The sequence below is a fragment of the Devosia salina genome (assembly GCF_019504385.1).
GTDB lineage: Bacteria > Pseudomonadota > Alphaproteobacteria > Rhizobiales > Devosiaceae > Devosia > Devosia salina.
In genome coordinates this window covers 3,974,155-3,996,144 of sequence record NZ_CP080590.1, presented here as the reverse complement: position 1 = coordinate 3,996,144, position 21,990 = coordinate 3,974,155, and the positions used below count along the sequence as shown (strand labels likewise).

25 protein-coding genes and 1 tRNA gene are annotated in these 21,990 nt (G+C 65.0%); 13 read left to right on the top strand and 13 right to left on the bottom strand.

The genetic code is table 11. The features are described 5' to 3' along the window. The first annotated feature begins 14 nt into the window (after window positions 1–14). Together K1X15_RS19585 and K1X15_RS19580 are read left to right on the top strand one after the other, a co-directional pair. Window positions 15–1,019 (top strand): homocysteine S-methyltransferase family protein, encoded by a 1,005-nt coding sequence (locus K1X15_RS19585; protein ID WP_220305211.1) that lies wholly within the window; start codon window positions 15–17, stop codon window positions 1,017–1,019. Window positions 1,020–1,108: 89 nt separating this feature from the next. After that, window positions 1,109–1,291: a hypothetical protein gene (locus K1X15_RS19580; protein ID WP_220305210.1), complete on the top strand. Its 183-nt coding sequence runs from the start codon at window positions 1,109–1,111 to the stop codon at window positions 1,289–1,291. A gap of 23 nt (window positions 1,292–1,314) precedes the next feature. Here K1X15_RS19580 and K1X15_RS19575 read toward each other — a convergent pair whose 3' ends face one another. The 5 genes from K1X15_RS19575 to argC all read right to left on the bottom strand — a co-directional run bounded on the left by K1X15_RS19575 (window position 1,315) and on the right by argC (window position 4,623). Further along, the gene (locus tag K1X15_RS19575) at window positions 1,315–1,959 is read right to left on the bottom strand and encodes a CPBP family intramembrane glutamic endopeptidase (RefSeq protein WP_220305209.1); all 645 of its coding nucleotides are present in this window, start codon (window positions 1,957–1,959) and stop codon (window positions 1,315–1,317) included. Between the two features lie 14 nt (window positions 1,960–1,973). Then, entirely contained in the window at window positions 1,974–2,369 is a 396-nt protein-coding gene (locus tag K1X15_RS19570; RefSeq protein WP_220305208.1) for a RidA family protein, read from the bottom strand. 7 nt (window positions 2,370–2,376) lie between these two features. Then, window positions 2,377–2,805, bottom strand: coding sequence for a GNAT family N-acetyltransferase (locus tag K1X15_RS19565; RefSeq protein WP_220305207.1), 429 nt, complete (start codon window positions 2,803–2,805; stop codon window positions 2,377–2,379). A gap of 5 nt (window positions 2,806–2,810) precedes the next feature. After that, window positions 2,811–3,416, bottom strand: a complete 606-nt coding sequence (leuD, locus tag K1X15_RS19560) for a 3-isopropylmalate dehydratase small subunit (protein WP_220305206.1) — start codon at window positions 3,414–3,416, stop codon at window positions 2,811–2,813. 253 nt (window positions 3,417–3,669) lie between these two features. Beyond that, window positions 3,670–4,623: an N-acetyl-gamma-glutamyl-phosphate reductase gene (argC, locus tag K1X15_RS19555; protein WP_220305205.1), complete on the bottom strand. Its 954-nt coding sequence runs from the start codon at window positions 4,621–4,623 to the stop codon at window positions 3,670–3,672. 158 nt (window positions 4,624–4,781) lie between these two features. Between argC and deoD the strand changes: the two genes are divergently transcribed. From deoD to K1X15_RS19540, 3 genes are read left to right on the top strand one after another with little or no spacing between them, the layout of a single operon-like run. Further along, window positions 4,782–5,495, top strand: coding sequence for a purine-nucleoside phosphorylase (gene deoD, locus K1X15_RS19550; RefSeq protein ID WP_220305204.1), 714 nt, complete (start codon window positions 4,782–4,784; stop codon window positions 5,493–5,495). Next, window positions 5,495–6,130 (top strand): hypothetical protein, encoded by a 636-nt coding sequence (locus tag K1X15_RS19545; RefSeq protein WP_220305203.1) that lies wholly within the window; start codon window positions 5,495–5,497, stop codon window positions 6,128–6,130. The genes deoD and K1X15_RS19545 overlap by 1 nt, the downstream gene beginning before the upstream one ends. Window positions 6,131–6,180: 50 nt before the next feature. Continuing rightward, complete coding sequence (locus K1X15_RS19540) at window positions 6,181–6,537, top strand: DUF1304 domain-containing protein (protein WP_220307629.1); 357 nt, start codon at window positions 6,181–6,183, stop codon at window positions 6,535–6,537. Window positions 6,538–6,588: 51 nt separating this feature from the next. Here K1X15_RS19540 and K1X15_RS19535 read toward each other — a convergent pair whose 3' ends face one another. Continuing rightward, a complete protein-coding gene (locus K1X15_RS19535) occupies window positions 6,589–7,980 on the bottom strand; it encodes a M20/M25/M40 family metallo-hydrolase (RefSeq protein ID WP_220305202.1) in 1,392 nt (463 codons plus the stop codon). A gap of 148 nt (window positions 7,981–8,128) precedes the next feature. On the opposite strand from K1X15_RS19535, the gene K1X15_RS19530 reads away from it, so the two are divergent. Continuing rightward, window positions 8,129–8,896 (top strand): FadR/GntR family transcriptional regulator, encoded by a 768-nt coding sequence (locus K1X15_RS19530; RefSeq protein WP_220305201.1) that lies wholly within the window; start codon window positions 8,129–8,131, stop codon window positions 8,894–8,896. A 22-nt stretch (window positions 8,897–8,918) separates the two neighbouring features. Here the strand turns inward: K1X15_RS19530 and K1X15_RS19525 are convergent. Further along, window positions 8,919–8,994 (bottom strand) — tRNA-Ala (locus K1X15_RS19525). A 61-nt stretch (window positions 8,995–9,055) separates the two neighbouring features. Beyond that, the gene (locus tag K1X15_RS19520; RefSeq protein ID WP_220305200.1) at window positions 9,056–10,093 is read right to left on the bottom strand and encodes an SDR family oxidoreductase; all 1,038 of its coding nucleotides are present in this window, start codon (window positions 10,091–10,093) and stop codon (window positions 9,056–9,058) included. An 80-nt stretch (window positions 10,094–10,173) separates the two neighbouring features. On the opposite strand from K1X15_RS19520, the gene K1X15_RS19515 reads away from it, so the two are divergent. Then, the gene (locus tag K1X15_RS19515; protein WP_220305199.1) at window positions 10,174–10,740 is read left to right on the top strand and encodes a TetR/AcrR family transcriptional regulator; all 567 of its coding nucleotides are present in this window, start codon (window positions 10,174–10,176) and stop codon (window positions 10,738–10,740) included. Here the strand turns inward: K1X15_RS19515 and K1X15_RS19510 are convergent. Next, window positions 10,737–11,747 (bottom strand): Gfo/Idh/MocA family protein, encoded by a 1,011-nt coding sequence (locus tag K1X15_RS19510; protein ID WP_220305198.1) that lies wholly within the window; start codon window positions 11,745–11,747, stop codon window positions 10,737–10,739. The two genes, K1X15_RS19515 and K1X15_RS19510, sit on opposite strands and share 4 nt — an antisense overlap. A gap of 182 nt (window positions 11,748–11,929) precedes the next feature. Between K1X15_RS19510 and K1X15_RS19505 the strand changes: the two genes are divergently transcribed. The 3 genes from K1X15_RS19505 to K1X15_RS19495 all read left to right on the top strand — a co-directional run bounded on the left by K1X15_RS19505 (window position 11,930) and on the right by K1X15_RS19495 (window position 14,444). After that, window positions 11,930–13,285 carry a hypothetical protein gene (locus K1X15_RS19505; protein WP_220305197.1) on the top strand — a complete coding sequence of 452 codons (1,356 nt, stop codon included), beginning with the start codon at window positions 11,930–11,932 and terminating at the stop codon, window positions 13,283–13,285. Beyond that, window positions 13,282–14,100 carry a COG3904 family protein gene (locus tag K1X15_RS19500; RefSeq protein ID WP_240549577.1) on the top strand — a complete coding sequence of 273 codons (819 nt, stop codon included), beginning with the start codon at window positions 13,282–13,284 and terminating at the stop codon, window positions 14,098–14,100. Before K1X15_RS19505 ends, K1X15_RS19500 begins: the two co-directional genes overlap by 4 nt. Before the next feature lie 65 nt (window positions 14,101–14,165). Then, window positions 14,166–14,444: a hypothetical protein gene (locus K1X15_RS19495; protein WP_220305196.1), complete on the top strand. Its 279-nt coding sequence runs from the start codon at window positions 14,166–14,168 to the stop codon at window positions 14,442–14,444. Here the strand turns inward: K1X15_RS19495 and K1X15_RS19490 are convergent. Both K1X15_RS19490 and K1X15_RS19485 read right to left on the bottom strand, forming a co-directional pair. Further along, window positions 14,434–15,639 (bottom strand): GGDEF domain-containing protein, encoded by a 1,206-nt coding sequence (locus tag K1X15_RS19490; RefSeq protein ID WP_220305195.1) that lies wholly within the window; start codon window positions 15,637–15,639, stop codon window positions 14,434–14,436. The two genes, K1X15_RS19495 and K1X15_RS19490, sit on opposite strands and share 11 nt — an antisense overlap. A 70-nt stretch (window positions 15,640–15,709) precedes the next feature. Further along, window positions 15,710–16,726 (bottom strand): LLM class flavin-dependent oxidoreductase, encoded by a 1,017-nt coding sequence (locus K1X15_RS19485; protein ID WP_220305194.1) that lies wholly within the window; start codon window positions 16,724–16,726, stop codon window positions 15,710–15,712. Between the two features lie 177 nt (window positions 16,727–16,903). Here K1X15_RS19485 and K1X15_RS19480 point away from each other — a divergent pair, with 177 nt between their 5' ends. Further along, the gene (locus tag K1X15_RS19480; RefSeq protein WP_240549781.1) at window positions 16,904–17,491 is read left to right on the top strand and encodes an acyloxyacyl hydrolase; all 588 of its coding nucleotides are present in this window, start codon (window positions 16,904–16,906) and stop codon (window positions 17,489–17,491) included. 183 nt (window positions 17,492–17,674) lie between these two features. Here the strand turns inward: K1X15_RS19480 and K1X15_RS19475 are convergent, their stop codons facing one another. Then, a complete protein-coding gene (locus K1X15_RS19475) occupies window positions 17,675–18,865 on the bottom strand; it encodes a BaiN/RdsA family NAD(P)/FAD-dependent oxidoreductase (protein ID WP_220305192.1) in 1,191 nt (396 codons plus the stop codon). A 79-nt stretch (window positions 18,866–18,944) separates the two neighbouring features. Further along, on the bottom strand, window positions 18,945–19,640 hold the full coding sequence (locus K1X15_RS19470) for a hypothetical protein (protein WP_220305191.1): 696 nt from the start codon (window positions 19,638–19,640) through the stop codon (window positions 18,945–18,947). Between the two features lie 341 nt (window positions 19,641–19,981). Between K1X15_RS19470 and K1X15_RS19465 the strand changes: the two genes are divergently transcribed. After that, the gene (locus K1X15_RS19465) at window positions 19,982–21,022 is read left to right on the top strand and encodes an aspartate-semialdehyde dehydrogenase (protein WP_220305190.1); all 1,041 of its coding nucleotides are present in this window, start codon (window positions 19,982–19,984) and stop codon (window positions 21,020–21,022) included. A 65-nt stretch (window positions 21,023–21,087) separates the two neighbouring features. Continuing rightward, window positions 21,088–21,969, top strand: a complete 882-nt coding sequence (locus K1X15_RS19460) for an EamA family transporter (RefSeq protein WP_220305189.1) — start codon at window positions 21,088–21,090, stop codon at window positions 21,967–21,969. Window positions 21,970–21,990: the final 21 nt, after the last annotated feature.

Below are 21,990 nucleotides of genomic sequence, written 5' to 3'. Positions count from 1 at the left end.
CAAAGGAGGCCGTGATGGCCAAGCACAGTCCGACCCTGCCGCAACTCTCCGGCCAGATGTTCGTCACCGATGGTGGTATCGAGACGCATCTGATTTTCAACAAGGGGTTCGATCTGCCGCATCTTACCGTGTTCCAGCTCAATGACAGCGCGCTGGGACGCCAGGCGATGCGGGACTATTACCAGCCCTATATCGAGATTGCCCGCAAGGCGGGGCAGGGGTTCCTCTTCGATACCAATACCTGGCGGGCCAATCCCGATTGGGGCGCGCTGGTCGGCTATGACGCGGAGATGCTGCGGGCCGTCAACATCAAGGCCATCGCGCTGTGCCGCGAAACCGCGCAGGACTTCCATGCGGCCGGTGTCCCCACTGTGGTGAGCGGCGCCATCGGGCCGCGGCGCGATGCCTGGCAATATGACGGGGCGATGAGCCTCGAGGAGGCCATGGCCTATCACGAAGGGCAGATCGCCGCCTTCGCCGAGGCCGGGGCGGACCTGGTGACGGCCTATACGCTGACCAATACGCCCGAAGCCATCGGCATTGCCAGGCTCGCCGAGGCAGCCGGGCTGCCGGTGGTCTTGTCCTTCACGCTCGAGACCGATGGGCGCCTGCCCGGCGGCAAGGCGCTGGGCGAGGCGATCGGCGAGGTCGAGGCGGCAACGGACGGCTATCCGGCCTATTACATGATCAATTGCGTGCACCCGATCCACTTTGCCGGCACCATCCGCAAGGCGGGCGACTGGATCGACCGCATCGGAGGGCTTCGGGTCAATGCGTCGATGAAGAGCCACGCCGAGCTCGACGAGAGCGAGACCCTCGATATCGGGGACTCGCAGGACCTGGCGCAGCGCTACCAGCGCCTCCTGCCGCTGCTGCCCAATATCCGCGTTATCGGCGGATGTTGCGGCACCGATCACCGGCATATCGGGGCGATCTGCCACCATTGCCTGCCCGGCACGCCTCACGGCAGCGCTGCGATCGGGTCCGCTGGCCATCACGTCCACGAGGCGGCGATATGAGCGAGGCACTAGCCGCTGCCGGTCCCTTCGCCGGCGCGCAGGCCGCGTCGCGGTCTTGGGCCAGATGGGTCGCGTGGCGGGGCCTGCGCATGCTGGCCTGGATCCGGGCGCGGTGGCGGGCCTACCAGCTCTACCGCGACAGCCAGATATTCCTCACGCGGGCAGATGAGAAGCTGCTCTATGACCTCGGGCTGGAGCCACTCGACCTGATCGAGCAGGTGCGCAAGTCCCGGGAGCGGCGGCTGAGATACGATCCCCCGCGCCTCCCCTGATCCAGAAGCCGGATGCGGGCGCCTCAGGCGCCCGCAAAGCCGTTGCGGTCGAACAGCACCCAGAAAGCGAAGATATTGGTGAGACCGTGAGCAATGCTCACATAAAAAACCGAGCCGGTGCGCCAGGCGATCCAGCTCCAGAACAGGCCCAGCGCAGCCGCGCCGCCGATCAGGGTCGCTGCGCCGCCATCGAAACTGATGCCGACGCTCATGGCCAGCGGCACATGCCAGGCCGTGAACAGGCTCCAGCCCAGCCAGAAGCCCAGGCGCGGCCGGTCCCGAAAGGTGCCAAGGAAGCCGCCGCGCCAGGCCATTTCCTCGAGCGGGCCGTTGATCGCGGCGATGAGCAAGGCGAGGTACATGCCGCCCTGGCTGAGGATGGATGTGTTGGGCACGAAATTGATGATGGCGACCGAGCCGACCTGAGCCAGGAGCAGGGGAATGAGCCACCAGTCTCGCCAGGCGAGTCTTTCCGAGAACAGGCGCCCGTCATTGCCCTTAAGCGCGTGCCAGCCGATGACCGGCAGGCAGAAGCCGAGCCAGTAAAAGGTGAGGGCAAAGAGATAGCCATATTGGGGGTGCCAGCCCGTCAGGGCCGGCACCATGAAAAACAGCGCCCCGATGAGGAGCGCTGCATGCAGGGTAAGGGCGATCTGTCTTCCGGTCATCGCCCGCTCGCAGCTCAGCTATGGCTGGTCGCCGCACCGATCCGGGCGGTCACCTCGATCTCGATCTTCATGCCTTCCTCGATCATCTGCACGATCAGCATGGAGGCGGCCGGACGGATGTCCTTGAAGACCGGACCGACCGCGGCGACAACCTCGTCGACCAGCGCGCGGTCGCCGACATAATAGACCACGCGCACCGTGTCCTGGATCGAAGAGCCGGCTTCCTTCAAGGCCTTGTCGATGGTGGCGAGAGCGTTCCTGGCCTGCTCGCCGACGCTTTCGGGCATTGTCATCGTGGCATAGTCATAGCCGGTCGTGCCGGAGACATAGACGGTGTCCTCGTGCCGCACGGCGCGAGAATAGCCGAACGTGGCTTCGAAGGGGGAACCGGTGGAAACGCGCTGGACCATTGGTCAATCAACTCAGGTTTTTGTGGAGATAATGCCGGGTGAAGCCGGGTGGATAGTCGGCGAGCGTGCCGAATTCGGTGTAGCCGAGCTTCTTGTAGAAGCCGGGTGCCTGGAATGAGAATGTGTCGAGCCAGATGCCGGTGCAGCCCTCGCGGCGCGCCACAGCCTCGGCCTCCAGCATCAGCTTTTCCCCGAGGCGTTGGCCGCGCAGATGCTCGGGAACATAAAGCAGCTCGACGAACATGCGGCTATAGCCGATGCGGGCGGTAAGGCCGCCCACGGCCTCGCCCCTTGCCGGATCGCGCAGGGCGATGGCGATATTGCGCGGAGGGCTTTGGGTGCCCCCCGTCTGTTTCTGGTTGAAGGCGATCAGGCCTTCGAGAATGGCCGCGCGCGTTTCGGGCAGCGGCTCGGGCTCGAAGACGATCTCGACCATGGCGACTAGAGCCAGGGACGCTCGGCCGCCATCTTGCCTTCAAAGGCGGAAATGGAGGGATCCGACTTCAGCGTCCCGGCAATATCGTCGAGGCCTTCGAGCAGGATCTGTTTGCGGGACGGGTCGATGTCGAAATGCAGCGTGCCGCCATCGGGCCCCTTGATGGTCTGGCTTTCCAGATCGACCGTCAGGGTGGCGTTGGAGCCGCGCTCGGCATCGTCGAGCAGCAGCTTCAACTGCTCGGGCGTCACCACCAGCGGCAGGATGCCGTTCTTGAAGCAGTTATTGTAGAAAATATCGGCAAAGCTGGTGGAGATCACGCAGCGGATGCCGAAGTCGAGCAGGGCCCATGGCGCGTGCTCGCGGGACGAACCGCAGCCGAAATTGTCCCCGGCGATGATGATCTGCGCGCCGCGATAAGCGGGCTTGTTGAGCACGAATTCGGGGTTTTCCGAGCCGTCCTCATTGTAGCGCATCTCGGAAAAGAGCGCGGTGCCCAGACCCGTGCGCTTGATGGTCTTCAGGTACTGCTTGGGGATGATCATATCGGTGTCGATATTGATGATCGGCAGGGGCGCCGCGACACCGGTCAGGGTGGTGAACTTTTCCATGGGGGCAAAGACCTCGCTATTGAGGCCGTCATGCCGCAAAAGCAGGGTTTGGGCAAGGCCAAACCGTACCGAAGCGTACGGTTAGGTGTTTCCTCTCCCGTTCACGGGAGAGGGGGACCGCCATAAGGCGGTGGAGAGGGGAGCAAGAGACCCTGAAGTGGCGGTATCGTGGGTATGGCACCCCCCTCCACCATGCTTTGCATGGTCCCCCTCCCCCGCGAGCGGGGGAGGATCGGCGCCGCGCTATCCAGCCTCAGGCCGCCAGGCTCTCCCGCGCCCCGACGCCGAGCATGATGTTGAGGTTCTGGACGGCCGCGCCGGAGGCGCCCTTCCCCAGATTGTCATAGACCGCGCAGATCACCGCCTGATTGAGCGCGTCATTGGCAAAGACATGCAGGGTCAGCGTATTGGTGCCGTTATGCGCTTGCGGGTCGAGCGCGGCGGTCTTGGCCATGGTCGGGTCATAGGGGGCGACGCGGACAAAGCTGTCTGGAATGCTGGCATAGAAGTCGCTCAGCGCTTCATGCAGGTCCTTGCCGGTCGGGATTTCGGCGGACATGTCGGTGTGGATGGGCAGCGAAGTCGACATGCCCTGGGCAAAATTGCCGACCACCGGCTCGAATAGAGGCGCGCGGCCGAGCTTGGCGTAATGGGCCATTTCCGGCAGGTGCTTATGCTGGAAGGTCAGGGCATAGGGCATGTATTGGCTGGCCTTGTCGCCCTGCGCCACGTAATCCTCGATCATCTGCCTTCCGCCGCCGGAATAGCCCGAGACGCCATGATAGGAGAGCGGAAAATCGCTGGGCAGCAGCCGCGCCTCGATCAGCGGGCGGGCGGCGGCGATCAGGCCCTGCGGCCAGCAACCGGGATTGGCGACAAAACGGGCCTTGGCGATTTCCTCGGTCTGGTCGATGTCCATTTCGGCAAAGCCATAGGCCCAGCCCTCGGCCACGCGATGGGCAGTCGAGGCGTCGATGACGCGGGTCGTGTCGTTCTCGATCAGCCGCACGCTTTCCCTGGCCGCATCGTCGGGCAGGCAGAGGATGGCGACATCGGCGGCGTTCAGCAGGCGCTTCCGCTCGTCCAGATCCTTGCGCTTGTCGTGGGCAATGGAAATGACTTCGAGGTCGCGCCGATCGGCCAGGCGTTCGCGGATCTGCAGACCCGTGGTTCCCGCTTCACCATCGATGAAAATCTTCGCGACCATTGGCATGCCTCCGTTTGGGACGCGCGGTACATGGCGCCGGCAGGGCTGCGCGTCAAGAAAATAGCGCATGAGCGGCCGGGTGGTTCCCGGCGCGGGATTGTCATGATCCCACGCCGGTGGCACTACTTTGACCAATTGGACAAAACCGGGAGAGGCCCATGACCACGCCGCACAACCATGCCAAGCCGGGGGATTATGCCGAAGCGGTGCTGCTGCCGGGTGATCCCTTGCGCGCCAAATGGATTGCCGAGACGTTTTTCGAGGCACCGCGCCTCGTCAATTCGGTGCGCAATTGTCTTGGCTATACCGGCAGCTGGAAGGGCAAGCCGGTCTCGGTGCAGGCCTCGGGCATGGGCCAGCCCTCGCTCTCGATCTATGTGCATGAGCTGATCAATGTCTATGGCGCCAAGTCACTGATCCGGGTGGGCACATGCGGGGGGCTCAACGCCAAGGTGAAGGTGCGCGACGTGATCCTGGCGCAGGGGGCCTCGACCGACAGTTCGATCGTCCGGGACCGGTTCGGCCCCTATAATTTCGCGCCCATCGCCGATTTCGGCCTGTTGCGCTCGGCCGCCGACAAGGCCGATGCCAAGGGGCTGCGCTATCATGCGGGCAACATGCTCTCCTCGGACATCTTCTATCACGCCGACGGCTTTGCCGGTTACAACAAGCTGCCCGATCACGGCGTCATTGGCGTCGAGATGGAGGCGGCGGCGCTCTATACGCTGGCGGCGCGCTTCGGCGTCAGGGCCTTGACCATCTGCACCATGACAGACTGCCTCATCACCCATGAGGAGATCGATGCCGAAGCCCGGCAGACCTCGCTCAAGGACATGGTGGAACTGGCGCTGGACGTGGCGGTGGACGCCTGATGGCAGGCGGTCGGTCCATTGCCGATCGCTTGTCCGGGGCGCTGGGGCGCCGCGACGAAGGGCCCAATGTGGCGCTGGCGGAAGACATTGCGGCGGCAAAGGACAAGGCCGGCGTGGCCGAGCTGATCGATCTGGTGCGTTCTGGCACGACGCGTCAGCGCAATGACGCGATGAAGGTGCTCTACGAGATCGGCGCGCGCGATCCGGAGCTGATCGGCGGCCATTGCCCGGTGTTTCTCGAAGCCCTGGGTAGCCGCACCAATCGCCAGGTCTGGGGCGCCATGTCGGCACTGGATATGGTGGCCGAAATCCGGGCCCGGGAAATCGCCGCCGAACTTCCAAAAATCATTGAGGCGGCCGACCGCGGTTCGGTGATTGCCAAGGATCGCTGCACATCGCTGCTGACCAAGCTCGCCCGCGCCGGCTATGCCGATATGGCCGTGCCCATTCTGGTGGAGCGCCTGAAGAGCGCCGCCCCCAACCAGTTTCCGACCTATGCGGAGGAGACGGCCAGCGTGGTGACGCCGGAGGCGAAGCCGGGCCTGATCGAGACGATCCGGGAGCGGCTTGCCTCCATGAGCCAGCGGGCCAAGCGCGAGCGCATGGAAAAGCTCTTGCGCAAACTCAATGGATAGACGCTTCTCGGGACGTTCCGAGAACGAAGATAACGGAGGCCGGTTTGGCTCTGGTTGCAATGATCCTTGTGGGGCTGGTGGCCCTTATCCATCTCTATATCGTGTTGCTCGAAATGCTCTGGTGGGACACCCCACGCGGCCACAAGGCTTTCGGGCTCAAGCCCGACTTCGCGCGGCAGACCAAGGTGCTGGCGATCAATCAGGGCGCCTATAACGGCATCCTCGCGGCTGGTCTCATCTGGGGCCTGGTGCATCCGGACCCGGCCTTTGCCTGGCAGATCGAACTGTTCTTCCTCGCCTGTGTGGCCGTGGCGGGAATCGTGGGTGCGGTGACGTCCAGCCGGAAAATTCTCTTCATCCAGACCGTGCCGGCGGTGATCGCGATTTTGGCGGTGGTGTTGGCTTAGGAACGGGCCCCCTCACCCGGCCTTTGCGGCGGGTGAGGGGGCCTTGAGGGTCTAACCCTGCGCCAGTGAACCCAAAACCCGCACCCAGGAGCGGATGCCGCGGTGGAAGCTTTCGAGGTCGTATTTCTCGTTGGGCGAGTGGATCTGGTCGTCCACATGGGCAAAGCCGATCAGCAGGGTGTCGAGCCCGAGGATCGACTTGAACTCACCTGCGACCGGGATGGAGCCGCCCGAACCGGTCACCACGGCCGGCTTTTTCCATTCCTCCGACAGGCCCTTGAGCGCCAGGCGCAGATAGTCGCCATCGGCCGGCACGGTGATGGCCGGGGAGCCGCCATGGGGGGTGAATTTCACGCTGCAATCAGGCGGGACCATCTTTTCGACATGGGCGCGGAAGGCGGCGCGGATCTTGTCGGGCTGCATGCCCGAAACCAGGCGGAAGGAAATCTTTGCCGATGCCTTGGCCGGAATGACGGTCTTGAAGCCGTCGCCGGTATAGCCGCCGATCATGCCGTTGATTTCGCAGGTGGGACGCGCCCAGAGCATTTCGAGCACCGAGCGTCCCTGCTCGCCGGCGGGCACGGAAAGACCGGCCTCACCCAGAAAGGCCTTTTCGTCAAAGCCGAGCCCGGCCCATTGCGCCTTGAGCTCGGGCGAGATTTCGGCCACGTCGTCATAAAAGCCGGGCAGGGTCACCGAGCCATCGGGCGCACGCAGGCTGGCGATGATCTCGGCCAGCACCTGGTTGGGGTTGCGCGCGGCATTGCCGAACATGCCCGAATGCAGATCCTTGTTGGCGGCAGTGATTTCCACCTCGTCGGCCACGAGGCCGCGCAGCATGGTGGTGATCGAGGGGGTCTGGCGGTCCCACATGTCGGTGTCGCAGACCAGCGCGATGTCGGCCTTCAGTTCCTCGGCATTGTCCCGCATGAAGGGCGGCAGGTTCTTGCCGCCGCTTTCCTCTTCGCCCTCAAGCATCAGCGAGACGCGGATGGGCAGCGACCCGGTCGCTTCCTTCCAGGCGCGGCAGGCCTCGATGAAGGTCAGCATCTGGCCCTTGTCGTCCGAGGCGCCGCGCGCCACGATGATCTTGCGGCCGTCCTTTTCGCGAATCTGCGGCTCGAACGGATCGGTATCCCACAGGTTGAGCGGATCGACCGGCTGCACGTCATAATGGGCATAAAAGAGCACATGCGGCCCGGCCTGTTCGGGGCCATGAGCCACCACCACCGGATGGCCGGGCGTCGGGCGGGCGGAGGCGTCAAAGCCGAGGGCGTTGAGTTCGCTGGCGATCCAGTCGGCGGCCTTGCGGCATTCGGCGGCAAAGGCGGGGTCGGTGGAGATGGACTTGATCCGCAGAAGATGGAACAGGCGCTCCAGGCTTTGGTCGAGCCCCGCATCGACCTTGGCGAGGACGGCGTCGATGGTTGCAGGGCTGGTCATGGAATAGTCCTTGGGTCACGAATCCGGATATGGGGCGCACCATGGCGCGGCAAAGCCGGCGCTGTCCAGCCCGGCGGGCGGCGGTGTTATTGTCATACTAATACGCCTGTGATTAGGTCGAGCGAACAGATTTGGAAGTGGAGCGGCAATGGACAGGTCCGGTGGACGCGCGCGGCATTCAGGCGATCTCATTGCCGCGCTCTCCGGGCGTAGTCCGGCCCGCAATCTGCATTCCGACGTGCTCTGGGCGCTGGGCCTGGCCATCGTGTCCGGCACCTATGCCGAAGGCGCGATCCTGCCCTCGGACAGCGAGCTGCTGGAGCGCTTCGGGGTGTCCCGCACAGTCTTGCGCGAGGCGCTCAAGACCCTGGCGGCCAAGGGGCTGATCGAGGCGCGGGCGCGCATCGGCACACGCGTGCTGCCGCGCAATCGCTGGAACCTGTTCGATGCAGACGTCCTGGCCTGGTTCTTCGAGCTGGGACCGGAAGTGTCGTTCCTCAGGAGCTTGGCCGAGGTGCGCATCGGCATCGAGATCGAGGCGGCGGCGCTGGCGGCGGAGCGGTGCGGTCCGGAGGAAGCGGCCGGATTGATCGCCTGGGTGGACAAGATGGCCGGATCCGAAACGCCGGCCGATTTCGCGCGCTATGACCTCGAATTCCACAAGGCCGTGGCGGAGGCCTCGGGCAATCCCTTCATGGCCTCGATCAGCGCGCTGGTGGAAATGGCGCTGACGGCGGCCTTTACCATTTCCTCGCCGGTCAACGATCCCGAGGCGCTCGGCGTCACCGTGGGCGTGCACCGCCGCATCGCCGAGGCCATTCGCGATGGCGATCCCGCCGAAGCGCGGCTGGCCATGCGCGACGCCATCGCGCAGGGTTTTGACCGCGCGGCGGGGCGCATGGAAAAGGGCGAATAGACGCCCGCAAATGGAAGAAAAATGGTGGAGCTGAGCGGGATCGAACCGCTGACCTCGTCATTGCGAACGACGCGCTCTCCCAACTGAGCTACAGCCCCTCACCAAGGCGGTATATGGACAAAATCGCGGGCGAGGGCAAGGGGTGGGGCTCGTTGTTTTTCAGACCAGGCGGCGCTCGATCAGGCTGGCCGTGGTGGCGGCGACGGACTGGCTGGCGGGGACCAGGGGGCGACCCAGCAGGGCAATGGCGGCGCTCGAATCCAGCGCCTTGAGCACCCCCAATTCGTTGACAATGCCGCGCACGTCGCGGTCGAACAGGCCATAGAGCCGCACCGCCCAATCGGGCATGTTGAGGCGCGGCACCTTGCGGCCGGGGGCTGCCTTGCGCACGATATCGGCGACCTCGCCCATCAGCATGGGGCGCTCGCCCATGGGGAAGCGCCGGCCGCCGGCACTGTCCTCGGTCATGGCCTTCACATGAGCCTCGGCGATGTCGCGCACATCGACAATGACGAAGGGAATGCGCGGCAGCGCCGGCACCGAACCATCGAGCAGGCGCTTGACCATGAGCGCGGAGGTGCTGGGATCCTCGTCAAGCAGGGGCCCCAGAATGGCGCTGGGATTGATGGTGGTGAGATCGCGCTCGCGCCCGGCGGCCCGCATGATCTCCCAGGCGCGCCGTTCGGCCAGGGTCTTGGATTCGATATAGGCGTTGACGCCGCGGCCCTCGAGATCGGTCCAGTCGGCGGCAGTGAAGGGGCGCGTGCGTGCCTTGTCATGGCCATAGGCGATGGCGGCCATCGAAGAGGTCAGCACGATCCGCTCGACCCCGGCCCTGAGGGCCGCCTTGAGCGCCCGTTCGGTGCCTTCGACGGCCGGGCGGATCAATTCGTTCTTGTCCTCGGGCAGGTCGATGACGAAGGGCGAGGCGGTGTGCTGCAGATAGCGGACCCCCGCCATGGCCTCGTCCCAGCCGGCATCGGAGAGCAGGTCCAGTTCGACGAATTCGAGCCGGGAGATGTCGGCGCCCGCCGCCTTGAGACTGGCGCGCACCTTGTCGGCTTTGGCCAGCTTGCGCACACTGCCCCGCACGGTGTAGCCAGCCTTGAGCAGGGCCAGGGCAACATGGCCGCCCAGAAAGCCGGATATGCCGGTGAGCAGGACGCGGTCAGCATGGTTCTGGGTCGATTGGGACATGGGCATGGTCTCCTGTTCAATTGAACGATATATACGGTAATCGTTCAATTCGTTCAATAGTGGCCGGAGAAGATGGCGAGATGCAGGACGCAAGGCAGGCAGAAAAGCGCGAGCGCATCCTTTCGGCAGCGCGGGAGCTGTTCCTGCGCCATGGCCTGCGCGCCACCAGTATGGAGGCGATCGCCCGCGCCGCCGGCATGGCCAAGCCCACGCTCTACGCCCAGTTCGCCGACAAGGATGCGGTGTTCCTGGCCATTCTCGAGGTGCTGATCGCCGACAAGCTGGCCAGTTTCGATCTGGCGATGGCCGGTCCGGGGCCGCTGCCCGAGCGGATCGGGGTGGCGCTGGCCGCTGAATTCGGCGTCATTGCCACCGCCATTGCCGGCTCTGCGCATGTGGACGAATTGTTCTCGGCGCACCGGCAGGGCGCCGGCCTGTTTGCCGAATCGGATCGCAAGGTGCGCAACCGGCTTGAAGCCGAGCTGACGTCGGCTGGCGCCGCCGAACCCGTGCGTCTTGCCCGGCTGCTGCTCGATGCCGCCTTCGGGGTGGCGCAGAAATCCATCGCCGCCGAGACGCTCGAAGACGATCTGAAGCTCCTGGCGCTGCGGCTGGTGGCGCCGGCATTGCCGGCCCCAAAGCCTTAGCGCGCCACCCTGGCCCAGGCGCCGGTCTTCTCGCTTTCGAAGATTGCGTCGATCACCCGCATGGTCGCAATGGCGTCCTCGATGCCATAGGGCAGGGGCGCATTGCCCAGCACCGCCTGGGCAAAGGCCTCGGCCTGCTCGGTATATTGATCACAGGCCGGCAGGATTTCGCGCCGGGCCAGCGTGCCATCGACAGTGCCGCTGTGATCGACAGTGATGGCGGTGGGGGCGTTGGGCGGGGCATTGAACGGGATGACAATCTCCGCCTTGGCGCGGGTGCCGAAGATTTGCACCCGCTGGTGCGGCGCCGCCTGGGTGGAACAGGTGAAGCTCAATTGCCGGCCCTTGCCAAAATCGGCCATGACGCTGGCGAGGCGATCGGTACCGAAACCGGGGTCGCGCTCGACCAGCGAGACGACGCGCTCGGGTTCGCCCTCGAAGAAATAGCGACCGGCCGTGATCGGGTAGCAGCCGATATCCATGATGCCGCCACCGCCGATATCGGCCTGATTGCGCACATTGGCGGGGTCGACATTGTGATAGGTGAAGACCGCATTGATGGCGCGGACCTCGCCCAGTTCGCCCGAACGGATGATTTCGCGCATCCGCTGCCATTGCGGGTGGAAGCGCACCATGAAGGCTTCCATGAAGACGATGCCCTTCGGAATGTCGCGCAATTGCTCGGCCTCGGCGGCCGAAAGCGCGATGGGCTTTTCGCACAGCACATGCTTGCCGGCCCGCGCCGCCGCCAGCGTCATGGGCACGTGCAGATGGTTGGGCAAGGGATTGTAGATGGCGTCGATCTCGGGATCGGCGAAAAGCTCCTCATAGGAGCCATAGGCCCTGGCAATGCCGAGCTGATCGGCGGCGGCGCGGGCTTTTGCGGCGTCGCGCGAGGCGATGGCGACCACCTCGGAACTGGGCGAGGCCTGGATGGCGGGCGTCACTTTCTGCATGCCGATATTGGCGGTGGACAGAATGCCCCAGCGGATCTTTTGCGATGTCATCTTGCGCTCCCTCACATGCAGCACTGGGGTAGCCCCGCTGGCCCCAGAGGCGCAAGGGGGCACTCACCGACAAGTCATCGGAACGGCGTTAACCCTGCCCCATGCTGCCGCGATTCTGCCGGGATGCTTGTGTTAACCTCCTCTTAAGGGCCCGGTGGCGGGCCATCCGGATCGGGGTCCCCATGCAGCTCAAGCCCAATGCCTTCCGCCTGCACGAAACCGCGCGCGGCGTCGAAACCATGAGCCGGTTCGCGCTGGCGGTACTGGCGCTGGCCTCGGGCGTCTATACCTATCTGGGCGTGCGTGGCCTGCTCGACGGGTCGGCGAGCTTCGTGTTCTTTGCCGCCATCATCTATTCGGCTGCGGTCTCGGTCGCGATCTATGCCTTCTGGACCTATATGATGCGCTTCATCCCGCTGGTGATCAGCGGCGTGCAGCGGATCAGCCTGTTTCTCACCATGCTCATCGGCTGCGCCATGATCGTGGCCATGAGTTCCTGGCTTAACGCGGCGGCGCTGGCCGGTTCGGCAGCCCTGGAACAGCATATGGCGGTGACGCTCCAGGGCTATGCCGAGGATCTCGACCGGGCCCATGCCAATGCGCTGGGCAGCCAGAGCCTGTTGCCCGATGTCGAGCGGGCCGCGGCCCGCTTTGCAGCCCTGGCGCAGGACGAGCGCGACAGCGGCGCGCTGACCGGCACCCAGGGTTCGGGCAGCGTCGTGCAATTGCTCAGCCAGATGAGCACGCAGATGACCCAGCTTGCCGGCACGATCTCGGGCTCGCGCGAGGAGGTGGCGGGGCTCTTCACTCAAGGGTCCGAGCGGTTGGCGTCGATGCGCGAGCTGGTCTCGACGCCCGGCCAGATCGAGCCGCGCTCCGATGCCTTCCAGGCCGAGGCGGTGCAGCTCTCCGCCATCATTGCCGCGCTGGAGCAGACCGACATTGCCGCCTCGGTGAAGCGCGCCGCGACCGATCTTTCGGCCGGGTTCATCGCGCCGGTGGCCGATGGCCGGGTGGGCGACCTCGCCGCGCGGCAGAACCAGGTGATGGCGACGGTCGAGGCTTCGGTCGATGCCCAATCGGCGGCGCTGGTGGCGGCGGCCGACGAGATTCTGGCAACGCCAGCAGTAGAGCAGCGGCGCTTCGTGCCCCTGTCCTCGGCCGAGGCCGTCATCCGCTACTGGAGCGATTTCATCCCCTCCTGGGCCGGCGCCATTTCCATCGACCTGTTGCCCGTGGTGCTGGTGCTGGTCCTGATGATCGTCAATGACGCGATGCGCCGCGAGGCCGAGACGCTCAAGGAGGCCGAGACCATTACGGCCGCGGAAATGCTGCGGGCCATGGCGCTTTACCGCCGCATGGAGGCAGAGGGTGCCGCCGAGGCGGCCGCAGCGCTGGCGCCGAAAATCGAGGAAGTGGACACGCCGCCAGTGCCCGACGAAATCGCGCCGGAAGACAAGACCGTGGCCGAGGACGGCACGGTTACGCCCATCGAGGCAGCGCAGCGCAAGCGCGGCGACGGACCGCGCCCGGCATGAAGACGGACGCCAATGCCCGCGCAGTGGGGGAGGAGGGGCCCTTCTATCGGCGTCTGGTCGCCAGGCTGGCGCGGATCGAGGACGGGTCGATCCTGCGCTTTGCATTCTTCGCCCTGCTGGCCGGCACCGCGGGGGTGCTCTATGTCGATTATCGCGAGTTGAACGCACAGGCACCGGCGGCGCTGACCCTGATGCCGCAGCCCATCCTGCCGCCGGCGACCAGCGATGATGGCGGCGGGCGGGCGCGTCCGGCCCTCAACACTCCCCCCGAGGTACTCGACGAACCCTTGAAGATCGAACTGACCGGCGGAGGCGTATTGCGGCTGACCGGAACCATCGATCCGGGCGCGGCGGAAAGATTTGAACAGGAGATCGCACAAAGGGGGGAATATGTGTCAACCGTGCTGCTGGATTCGCCCGGCGGCTCGGTGGACGATGCCCTCGAAATGGGGCGTCTGATCCTGGAAAAAGAACTCGATACACTGGTGCCGGATGGCGCTTTGTGCGCCTCGTCCTGTCCGCTGGTGTTTGCCGCGGGGCACGAGAGGATTGCGGGTCGGGATGCGGCTATCGGGGTGCATCAGATCTATGCGGCGGCGCTGAGCGCCTCCCCGGTGGATGCTCTGAGCGTTGCGGGCGTGGCCATGGCGGATGCGCAAAGTGCCACGGCCAGGATCACCCGCCATTTGAGCCAGGCTGGCGTCGATGCGGCGCTGTGGCTGCATGCGCTGGAGACACCGCCGGACCAGCTTTACTATTTTTCGCCTGAGGAGATGGAGCGTTACAGGCTCGTCACCCAGCTGGCGGATAGTTGATCGGAGAGGCGGGAACCGGCGCAGAACCGGACCGTTTCACGAGGTGACAGACGAGGAGGCCATTTATGTCACAAGCCCATCTGCTGACCCGGCATCGGGATATCCAGAACTGGGTCAATGACCGCCAGGGGCGGCCGGCGATCGCGCGGGTGCGCGACCGGTTCGGCGAGCAGCGGGCGCAGCTCAAGCTGCGTTTTGCCCATAATGAAGAGGGACGGGAAGATGTGGGCATGAGCCCCGTCTCATGGACGGCCTGGCTTGCGGAGCTGGACCGTCAGCAACTGGCGCTGCGCATCGAGCCCACCGGCGATTGCGCGCTGGTATCCCGGCAAGTCATGAACTGATTGTGCCGTTTACGCGCGCGGCCGCGAGTGGCCGCGCCGGTTCGCTGAGGACTGTGCGCACGCAGTCGCGACCATCGGTCTTGGCCTGGTAGAGGGCGGCATCGGCCCGGCGCAGCAGGTCGGACAGGTGATCGGACGGGACGAACTGGGCCACGCCGAAAGAGGCGCTGACCGTGCGGTCGACGCCCATATGGCCGCGCGGCCCGGCCCGGAATGCATTGCGGACAGTTTCGGCATAGAGCCTGCCGGTGGCCAGATTGGCGCCGGGCAGGAAGGCCGCGAATTCCTCGCCCCCCAGCCGACCCAGCACCGCGTGAGGTGGCGCGCAGTCGCGGAGCACGGCCGCGAATGCGGCGATGACCTCGTCTCCTGCGGCGTGGCCAAAGGTGTCGTTGATCTGCTTGAAATGGTCGAGATCGGCCACGATCATCACCGCAGGGACCCCGGAGCGCGCCGCCAGGGTCAGGGCCTTGTCACCCCGGTCCTCGAACCCCCGCCGGTTGAGCAGCGTGGACAGCGTGTCGGTTTCCGATCGCGCCGTCATGTCTGCCATGACGTCGCGGATGATGATGAGCAGCATCATCAGGCCATTGGCGATCAGCAGCACGGCGCCCACGGTCTGGGAGACGGCGGCATAGGTGGAGCCCATATAGGCCTGCGGCGCAGCGCCCGAGCCGATCAGCATGGCCAGCACCGGCTTGGCGAGGAAATGCAGGGCCGAAATGAAGTAGATGACCAGAAGGGCCAGGTCGAGCGCGCGCTTGCGCGGATTGGCGAGGATCACCCCGACGCCAATGGCCTGAATCACGGCATAGGGCGCCTGATAGAGCAGATTGCGGACAAAACTGGCCCGCGGCATGTCGAGAATGGATAGGTTAAGCAGGAGCGAGGCCAGCACCGCCACAGCCAGGAGCAGCCAGGGCGGGTTGAGCCGATAGTGATGGGCGAGACCCACCACGCAGCCGGCCAGCGCCAGCAGAAAGACGGCGAAGATGCCGAAGCTCAACAGCCGGTGGTCCTGCTGGAAGGGCAGGATGAACTCGAACACCACATTGAGCACGCCGAAGCTATAGGCAAAGGCCAACCAGCGCGCGCCCAGCGCCGAGCGCTGGTAGGCGGCCACGACGCCGAAGGCGGTGGCAAAGATGCCCGCGACAAAGAGGTTGATGGCGAGCACGAAGGCTGCAGCGCTCATGAGGATGTCCGTCCCTGGATTGCCCCGATCCTAGCGAGCGGGGCAAAAGGAGTCGTTAACGAACCATGCCTCAGGCGCCCGGGCGGGGAGCGACTCCCAGGGCTTCGGCGAGGAGCGCGAAGGAGCGCCGGCGCAGCGCATAGGAATGCACGGTGGTGGTGATCATGACCTCGTCGGCCCCGGCGGCCCGGGCCTTTTCGGCAATGATTTCGGCCAGTTGCTGCGGGTCGCCGACCAGCCACAGGCTCGACTGGTGTTCGATGACCTGTTGCTGCTGCGGCGAAAGAACGCGGGCGGCTGCGTCCTCGGGCGGCATCAGGTGGCGCTGCTCGCCGGTCACGAACAGGGCCCAGCTCACCGCCTGCGAGGTGGCCAGGAATTTCGCCTCGTCCTCGGTGGGGGCGCAGATGGCCGAAAGACAGAGAATGGTTCGCGGCTCGGGGAAGTCCTCTGTCGGCTGGAAGGCCTGCCGATAGGCCGCAAAGGCGGGCGCGGCCGGGGTGTGGCTGAAATGGGCGGCAAAGGCATAGCCGAACCCGAGCTGGCCGGCCGCCTGGGCGCTCGCCCCCGAAGAGCCGAGCAGCCATTTGGGCGGCAGGGAGATGCCGCCGGGCGAGACCGGCACCCGGGAAAATGGATGATCGGGCGGAAAGCCCTCTTCGTCGAATGCCATCAGTTCGGCCAGATAGGTGGAAAATTCCTCGCCGCCGCCGCTTCTGAGGGCGCGCATGGCATAGCCATCGCCGCCCGGCGCGCGGCCAAGGCCCAGATCGATGCGGCCCGGATGGAGCGCCTCGAGCGTGCGATAGGCCTCGGCGATGCGCAGCGGCGCATGGTTGAGCAGCATGACGCCACCCGAGCCGACGCGGATGTTGCGCGTGGCGGCCGCGGCGCTGCCGATCAGGATTTCCGGGACCGAGGAGGCAATCGACGGCATGCCGTGATGCTCGGCATACCAGAGGCGCGTATAGCCCAGAGCATCGGCCGTCTGCGCGAGGATGACGGTTTCGGCCATGGCCTGGGCCGTGCTGGTGCCTTCGGCTATGGGGGCAAGATCCTGAAGCGACAGGGCAAAGGGTGCGGGCATGATCGGAATTGGCAAAAGGAAAGGGACGGAGAGCTTCTATCGGTAAATTACGATGAAATCGAGACCCGGCGTGGCTGCCTCGCAACAATGAGAGGTGATTGGCCGTGCCCGCATTGACTCGATAACAAGACTGCGCCCTTTACTATCGTCTGTCCGAAGAGGTTCCCGCTCGTGTCGATGCTGCGCATTTCCCTGTTGGCCCTGGCCCTGTCGGCCGCCTGTAGCGGGCCCGCGCAGGCGCAGAGCCTGCTGTCGCCCGAGCCTTTTTCGGACATTGTCGACGAAATCCGCGTTGGCCTGCATGCCCATAGGGTTCACCACGCGGCGCTGCCCTTTCTGGTCAATGAGTGGCAGCTGAACGGGGTCGAGGATATCAGCTTTGATGTGCTCTTCACCTCACCCGATGTCGACGTCTTCCGCTGGATCGGCTCGCCCCGGCCCGAGGTCGGCACGACCATCAGCCTGGCGGGGCGGGACAGCCTGGTGCATGCCAATCTGACCTGGCAATTGCCGGTTTTCGATACGCCGATCTATCTTGAGGCCGGCCTGGGTGCCGCCATCCATGACGGGGCGCTGACCGGGGCCGCGCCGGGCCGGCAGAATTTCGGCTGCCGGGTCAATTTCTACGAACGCTGGGGCGTGGGCATGCATGTGAGCGACAACGCCACGGCAACCTTGACCTATGAGCACACCTCCAACAATGACTGGTGTGCGGCCAATGATGGCCTTTCCAATTTCGGCCTCAGGCTGGGCTGGAAGTTTTAGGGCGCGTCAGATTTGATCGGAATCGGCGGTTCCTGCGCCTCCCTCCCCCTTGAGGGGAGGGATCGAGGGTGGGGGTGGTTTTGTGGGTCGCCGATGGACCCCCTCCCCCAGCCCCTCCCCTCAAGGGGGAGGGGAGCCACCAACCGCGCGTTTCCATCAAAAACTGACAGAGTCTGGCCGGGCCTAGGCTACCTGTCCGGCGGCCCAGCCCGAAGCCCAGGCCCACTGGAAATTGTAGCCGCCCAGCCAGCCGGTGACATCGACCGCCTCGCCGACGAAATAAAGGCCGGGCACAGTGCGAGCCATCATGGTCTTGGCGTCGAGCCCGGTGGTGTCGATGCCACCCAGTGTGACCTCGGCGGTGCGATAGCCCTCCGAGCCGACCGGTTTCAGGCTCCAGCGCTGCACCCTTTCGGCCGCGGCAATCAACTTCTTGTCGGACATGTCGCCGATCATGCCGGGCTGGTCGATCATCTCGCCAGCCAGTTGCGCCAGCCGCTTGGGCAGCTTGTCGCCCAGCACCGTCTGCAGGTGCAGCTTCGGGGTCGCCTTGCGGGCGGCGCGAAACAGTTCCAGCGCATCCTCTCCCGGCAGCAGGTCGATGAGGATGCTGTCACCCTCGCGCCAATAAGAGGAAATCTGCAGGATGGCCGGACCGGAAAGACCGCGATGGGTAAAGAGCAGCGCCTCCTCGAAGCGGGTCTTGCCATGGCTGACAATGGCATTGGTGGAAACCCCGGCCAGGGGCTTGAGCTGCTCGAGTGCACCGGGCTCGAAGGTCAGCGGCACGAGGGCAGGACGGGTCTCGGTGACCTTGAGGCCGAACTGCCGGGCAATGTCATAGGCAAGGCCGGTGGCCCCCATCTTGGGGATGGACTTGCCGCCAGTGGCCACCACCAGGCTCGACGCGGTGACCCGTCCATCGCCGATCATGACATCGAAGCCATCTTCGATGCGCTCGATGCTGCCCACTTGCCGCCCGGTCCAGATGGCAGCGCCGGCGGCGCGCAGATCATTGGTCAGCATGGAAACGACCTGGGTCGCCGGGCCGTCGCAGAACAATTGCCCGAGGGTCTTTTCGTGAAAGGCGATGCCTTGCTTCTTCACCCGCGCGATGAACATGTCGGGCGTGTAGCGCGACAGCGCAGAGAGCGCGAAACGCGGATTGCTACTGAGAAAGCGTTCCCGACCCAACTGATGGGTGGCATTGATATTGGTGAAATTGCAGCGCCCGCCACCGGAAATCCGGATCTTTTCGCCCGGATCGCGCGCATGGTCGACCACCAGCACCTTGCGGCCACGCTTGCCGGCCTCGATGCCCGCCATCATGCCGGCGGCGCCAGCCCCCAGGATGATCACGTCGAAATCGGGCATGGTCATCTCCTGTGCCGGCTGCGTACCGCCCGGCCGTAGCGCGCCGGCAGCCCCTTTAGCAAGGGCTGTCGGCGGCCGGTCAGCTTTCGGCGTGCTGGTAGGCGACGGGCAGGGTTATTGTGCAGGGCGTCGGCCCGGGAGCGGTCGCGACCGCCCGGATGGTGCCCGACAGGCGCTCCGGCGCCTCGACGATGAGGTCATAGGTGGCGAACATGGCGTCCGACCCCGGCAGTACGGCCCGGTAATGGCCGGGCCCGATTTTGAGCCAATTCACGCTCTGGTCGGGAAGCGCCTGGCCCGGGTCGAAAGGCGTGGCAAAGGCGATGTCCCCGCTCTCGGCCAGCCGCAGGCCGGACATGGCTCCCTCCACCCCCGGCGGGCAATTCTCGGCGCTGCCCGAGCCGATGGTGACCGACCATTTGCCGTCGCGCGGCTGGATGTCACCCAGATCGGGAAAACTGGAAATGATGGGCGGCTCGCCCCTGCCGCCGAACAGTATATTGATTTCCTCGGGTGTGCGCTGCATGTCGACATAGTCGACCGCCTCGCCGGCATTGTTCCTGAGGAACACCACCGGCTTGCCGAAGCCCTCGCCCTCGAGCGTGCCGAGCTTGTTGAGCAGCCTGTCCATCTCGGGATAGGTGAAGGGGGTAACAAAACCCTGGCAGCCGTCGCCGCCATAGCAATAGAGCGCCAGGACCCGTTCCGGGCCGTCCTGGGCAAGGGAAAAACTCGTCAGGGCGCCCCAAAGCGCCAGGCCGATCGCAATCCGCATGTTTTGTGGTCTCCAAGCCCCCTTTGGAGAATAGACCAGAGGCCGGGACGGGCGGCAAGAGTGGCGCCAAGCATTGACTCTTTCCTATTTCAGAGTATGAGAAGTCCTGCTTTTCCAAAGGAAGCATCGTTCGTCATGTGCAGCCGCAGCCGCAACATCGCAGCTCTTGCCACCACCCGGTTCACTACCGGGGGCATGCCGGCCATGACCAAAACCACCAAAACCGCCTGACGCTTTTCCCCGGGTCGCACTCCCGACGGGGAGAGGCTCAAGAGCAATAGGCCGCGATGGATCGATCCAATCGCGCGGGGGCGGAAATGGTAAGGGACCGGAGTTCCATCATGGGTTATCGCGTCGCTGTCGTCGGGGCCACAGGCAATGTGGGCCGCGAAGTTCTCAACATTCTGGCCGAGCGCAAGTTTCCGGCCGACGAGGTCTTCGCGCTGGCCTCTTCAAAGTCCATCGGCAAGGAATTGTCCTATGGCGACAAGGTGCTCAAGGCCAAGGACCTGCAGCATTTCGATTTTTCGGGCGTCGACTTCGCCATCATGTCGGCGGGCGGCTCGATCTCGAAGGAATGGGCGCCGCGCATTGCCGCGGCCGGGGCCATCGTGATCGATAATTCGTCCTATTGGCGCTACCACTCGGACGTGCCGCTGGTGGTGCCGGAAGTGAACGGGCATGTGCTCGAGCGCTGGCTCAACGATCCCAAGCGCACCAATATCATCGCCAATCCCAATTGCTCGACCGCCCAGCTGGTGGTGGCGCTCAAGCCCCTGCACGACGCGGCCACCATCACGCGCGCCGTGGTTTCGACCTACCAGTCGGTGTCCGGCGCCGGCAAGGAAGGCGTGGACGAGTTGTGGAACCAGACCAAGGGCATCTTCGTCAATGACAGCCCGACCCCGGGCAAGTTCCCCAAGCAGATCGCCTTCAACGTCATCCCGCATATCGATGTGTTCATGGAAGACGGCTACACCAAGGAAGAGTGGAAGGTGCTGGCCGAGACCAAGAAGATCCTCGATCCCAAGATCAAGGTGACCTGCACGGCGGTGCGCGTCCCGGTCTTTGTGGGGCATTCCGAAGCGGTCAATCTCGAATTTGCCAATCCGATCAGCGCCGACGAAGCACGCGACATCCTGCGCGAAGCGCCGGGCATTTCGGTCCTCGACAAGCGCGAGGCCGGTGGCTACGCCACGCCGGTGGAATGCGTGGGTGAATATGACACCTATGTCAGCCGCATCCGCGAGGACGTCACGGTCGAAAACGGCCTGGTGCTGTGGGTGGTCAGCGACAATCTGCGCAAGGGCGCGGCGCTCAACACCGTCCAGATCGCCGAAACCCTGATCGAGAAGGGCCTGGAGAGCCGCAAGGCCGCCTGATAGGAGCAGGGGGCGGTCCGTTCGAATCGCCCTCTTCCTTGTTCCTTGATTGAAAGGAGCGGCACATGCCGCTTCGCCATATTCTCCTCGCCCTTCTGGTGGTCGCCATCTGGGGCTTCAATTTCGTCGTCATCAAGATGAGCGTCGAGGCTTTTCCGCCCATCTTGGCGGCCGCGCTGCGCTTTGCCGCTGCGGCGTTCCCGGCCGTGCTGTTCGTGCGGCCGCCCAAGGCGCCGGCATGGCTGGTGATCGGCTTTGGCCTCACCTTCGGGGTGGCGCTCTATGGCTTTCTCAACCTGGGTCTTGCCTGGGGCATGCCGGCGGGGCTCTCCTCGCTGGTGCTGCAGACCCAGGCCTTCTTCACCATGGTGATGGCCTTCCTGCTCCTGGGCGAGCGCCCCAGCCGTTTTCAGATCATCGGCGCGGCCATTGCCTTTGCCGGCATAGGGGTCATCGCCTCGGAACGGCTCGAAGTCACCAATCTGATGCCGCTGGCTTTGGTGCTGCTGGCCGCGCTGAGCTGGGGCCTCGCCAATGTGCTGACCAAGAAGGCCGGCAGGGTCAACGCCATCTCCTACACCGTGTGGGGCGTGCTGGCCGCGCCATTGCCGCTCCTGGCCCTGTCCCTGGCGACCGAGGGTTGGCCGGCCATATCCGCGGCGCTGGCCGGATTTTCCTGGATGGATGCGGCACTGATCGCCTTTCTCGCCTATCCCGCAACGCTCCTGGGCGGCGGCATCTGGAGCTGGCTGCTGGGCCGCCATCCGGCTTCCGTCGTCGCGCCGTTCACGCTGCTCGTGCCGATAACGGGGCTGGCTTCGGGCTATCTGGTGCTGGGGGAGACCATCACCGCCATTGAAGTGCTCGGCGCCGCGCTGGTGATCGCCGGACTGGTCGTGACCTTGCGCCGGGCCAGGAAAAGCGAGCCGCCGATCCGGCTCGACTGAGCGGCCGGAAATGGCCGCCCA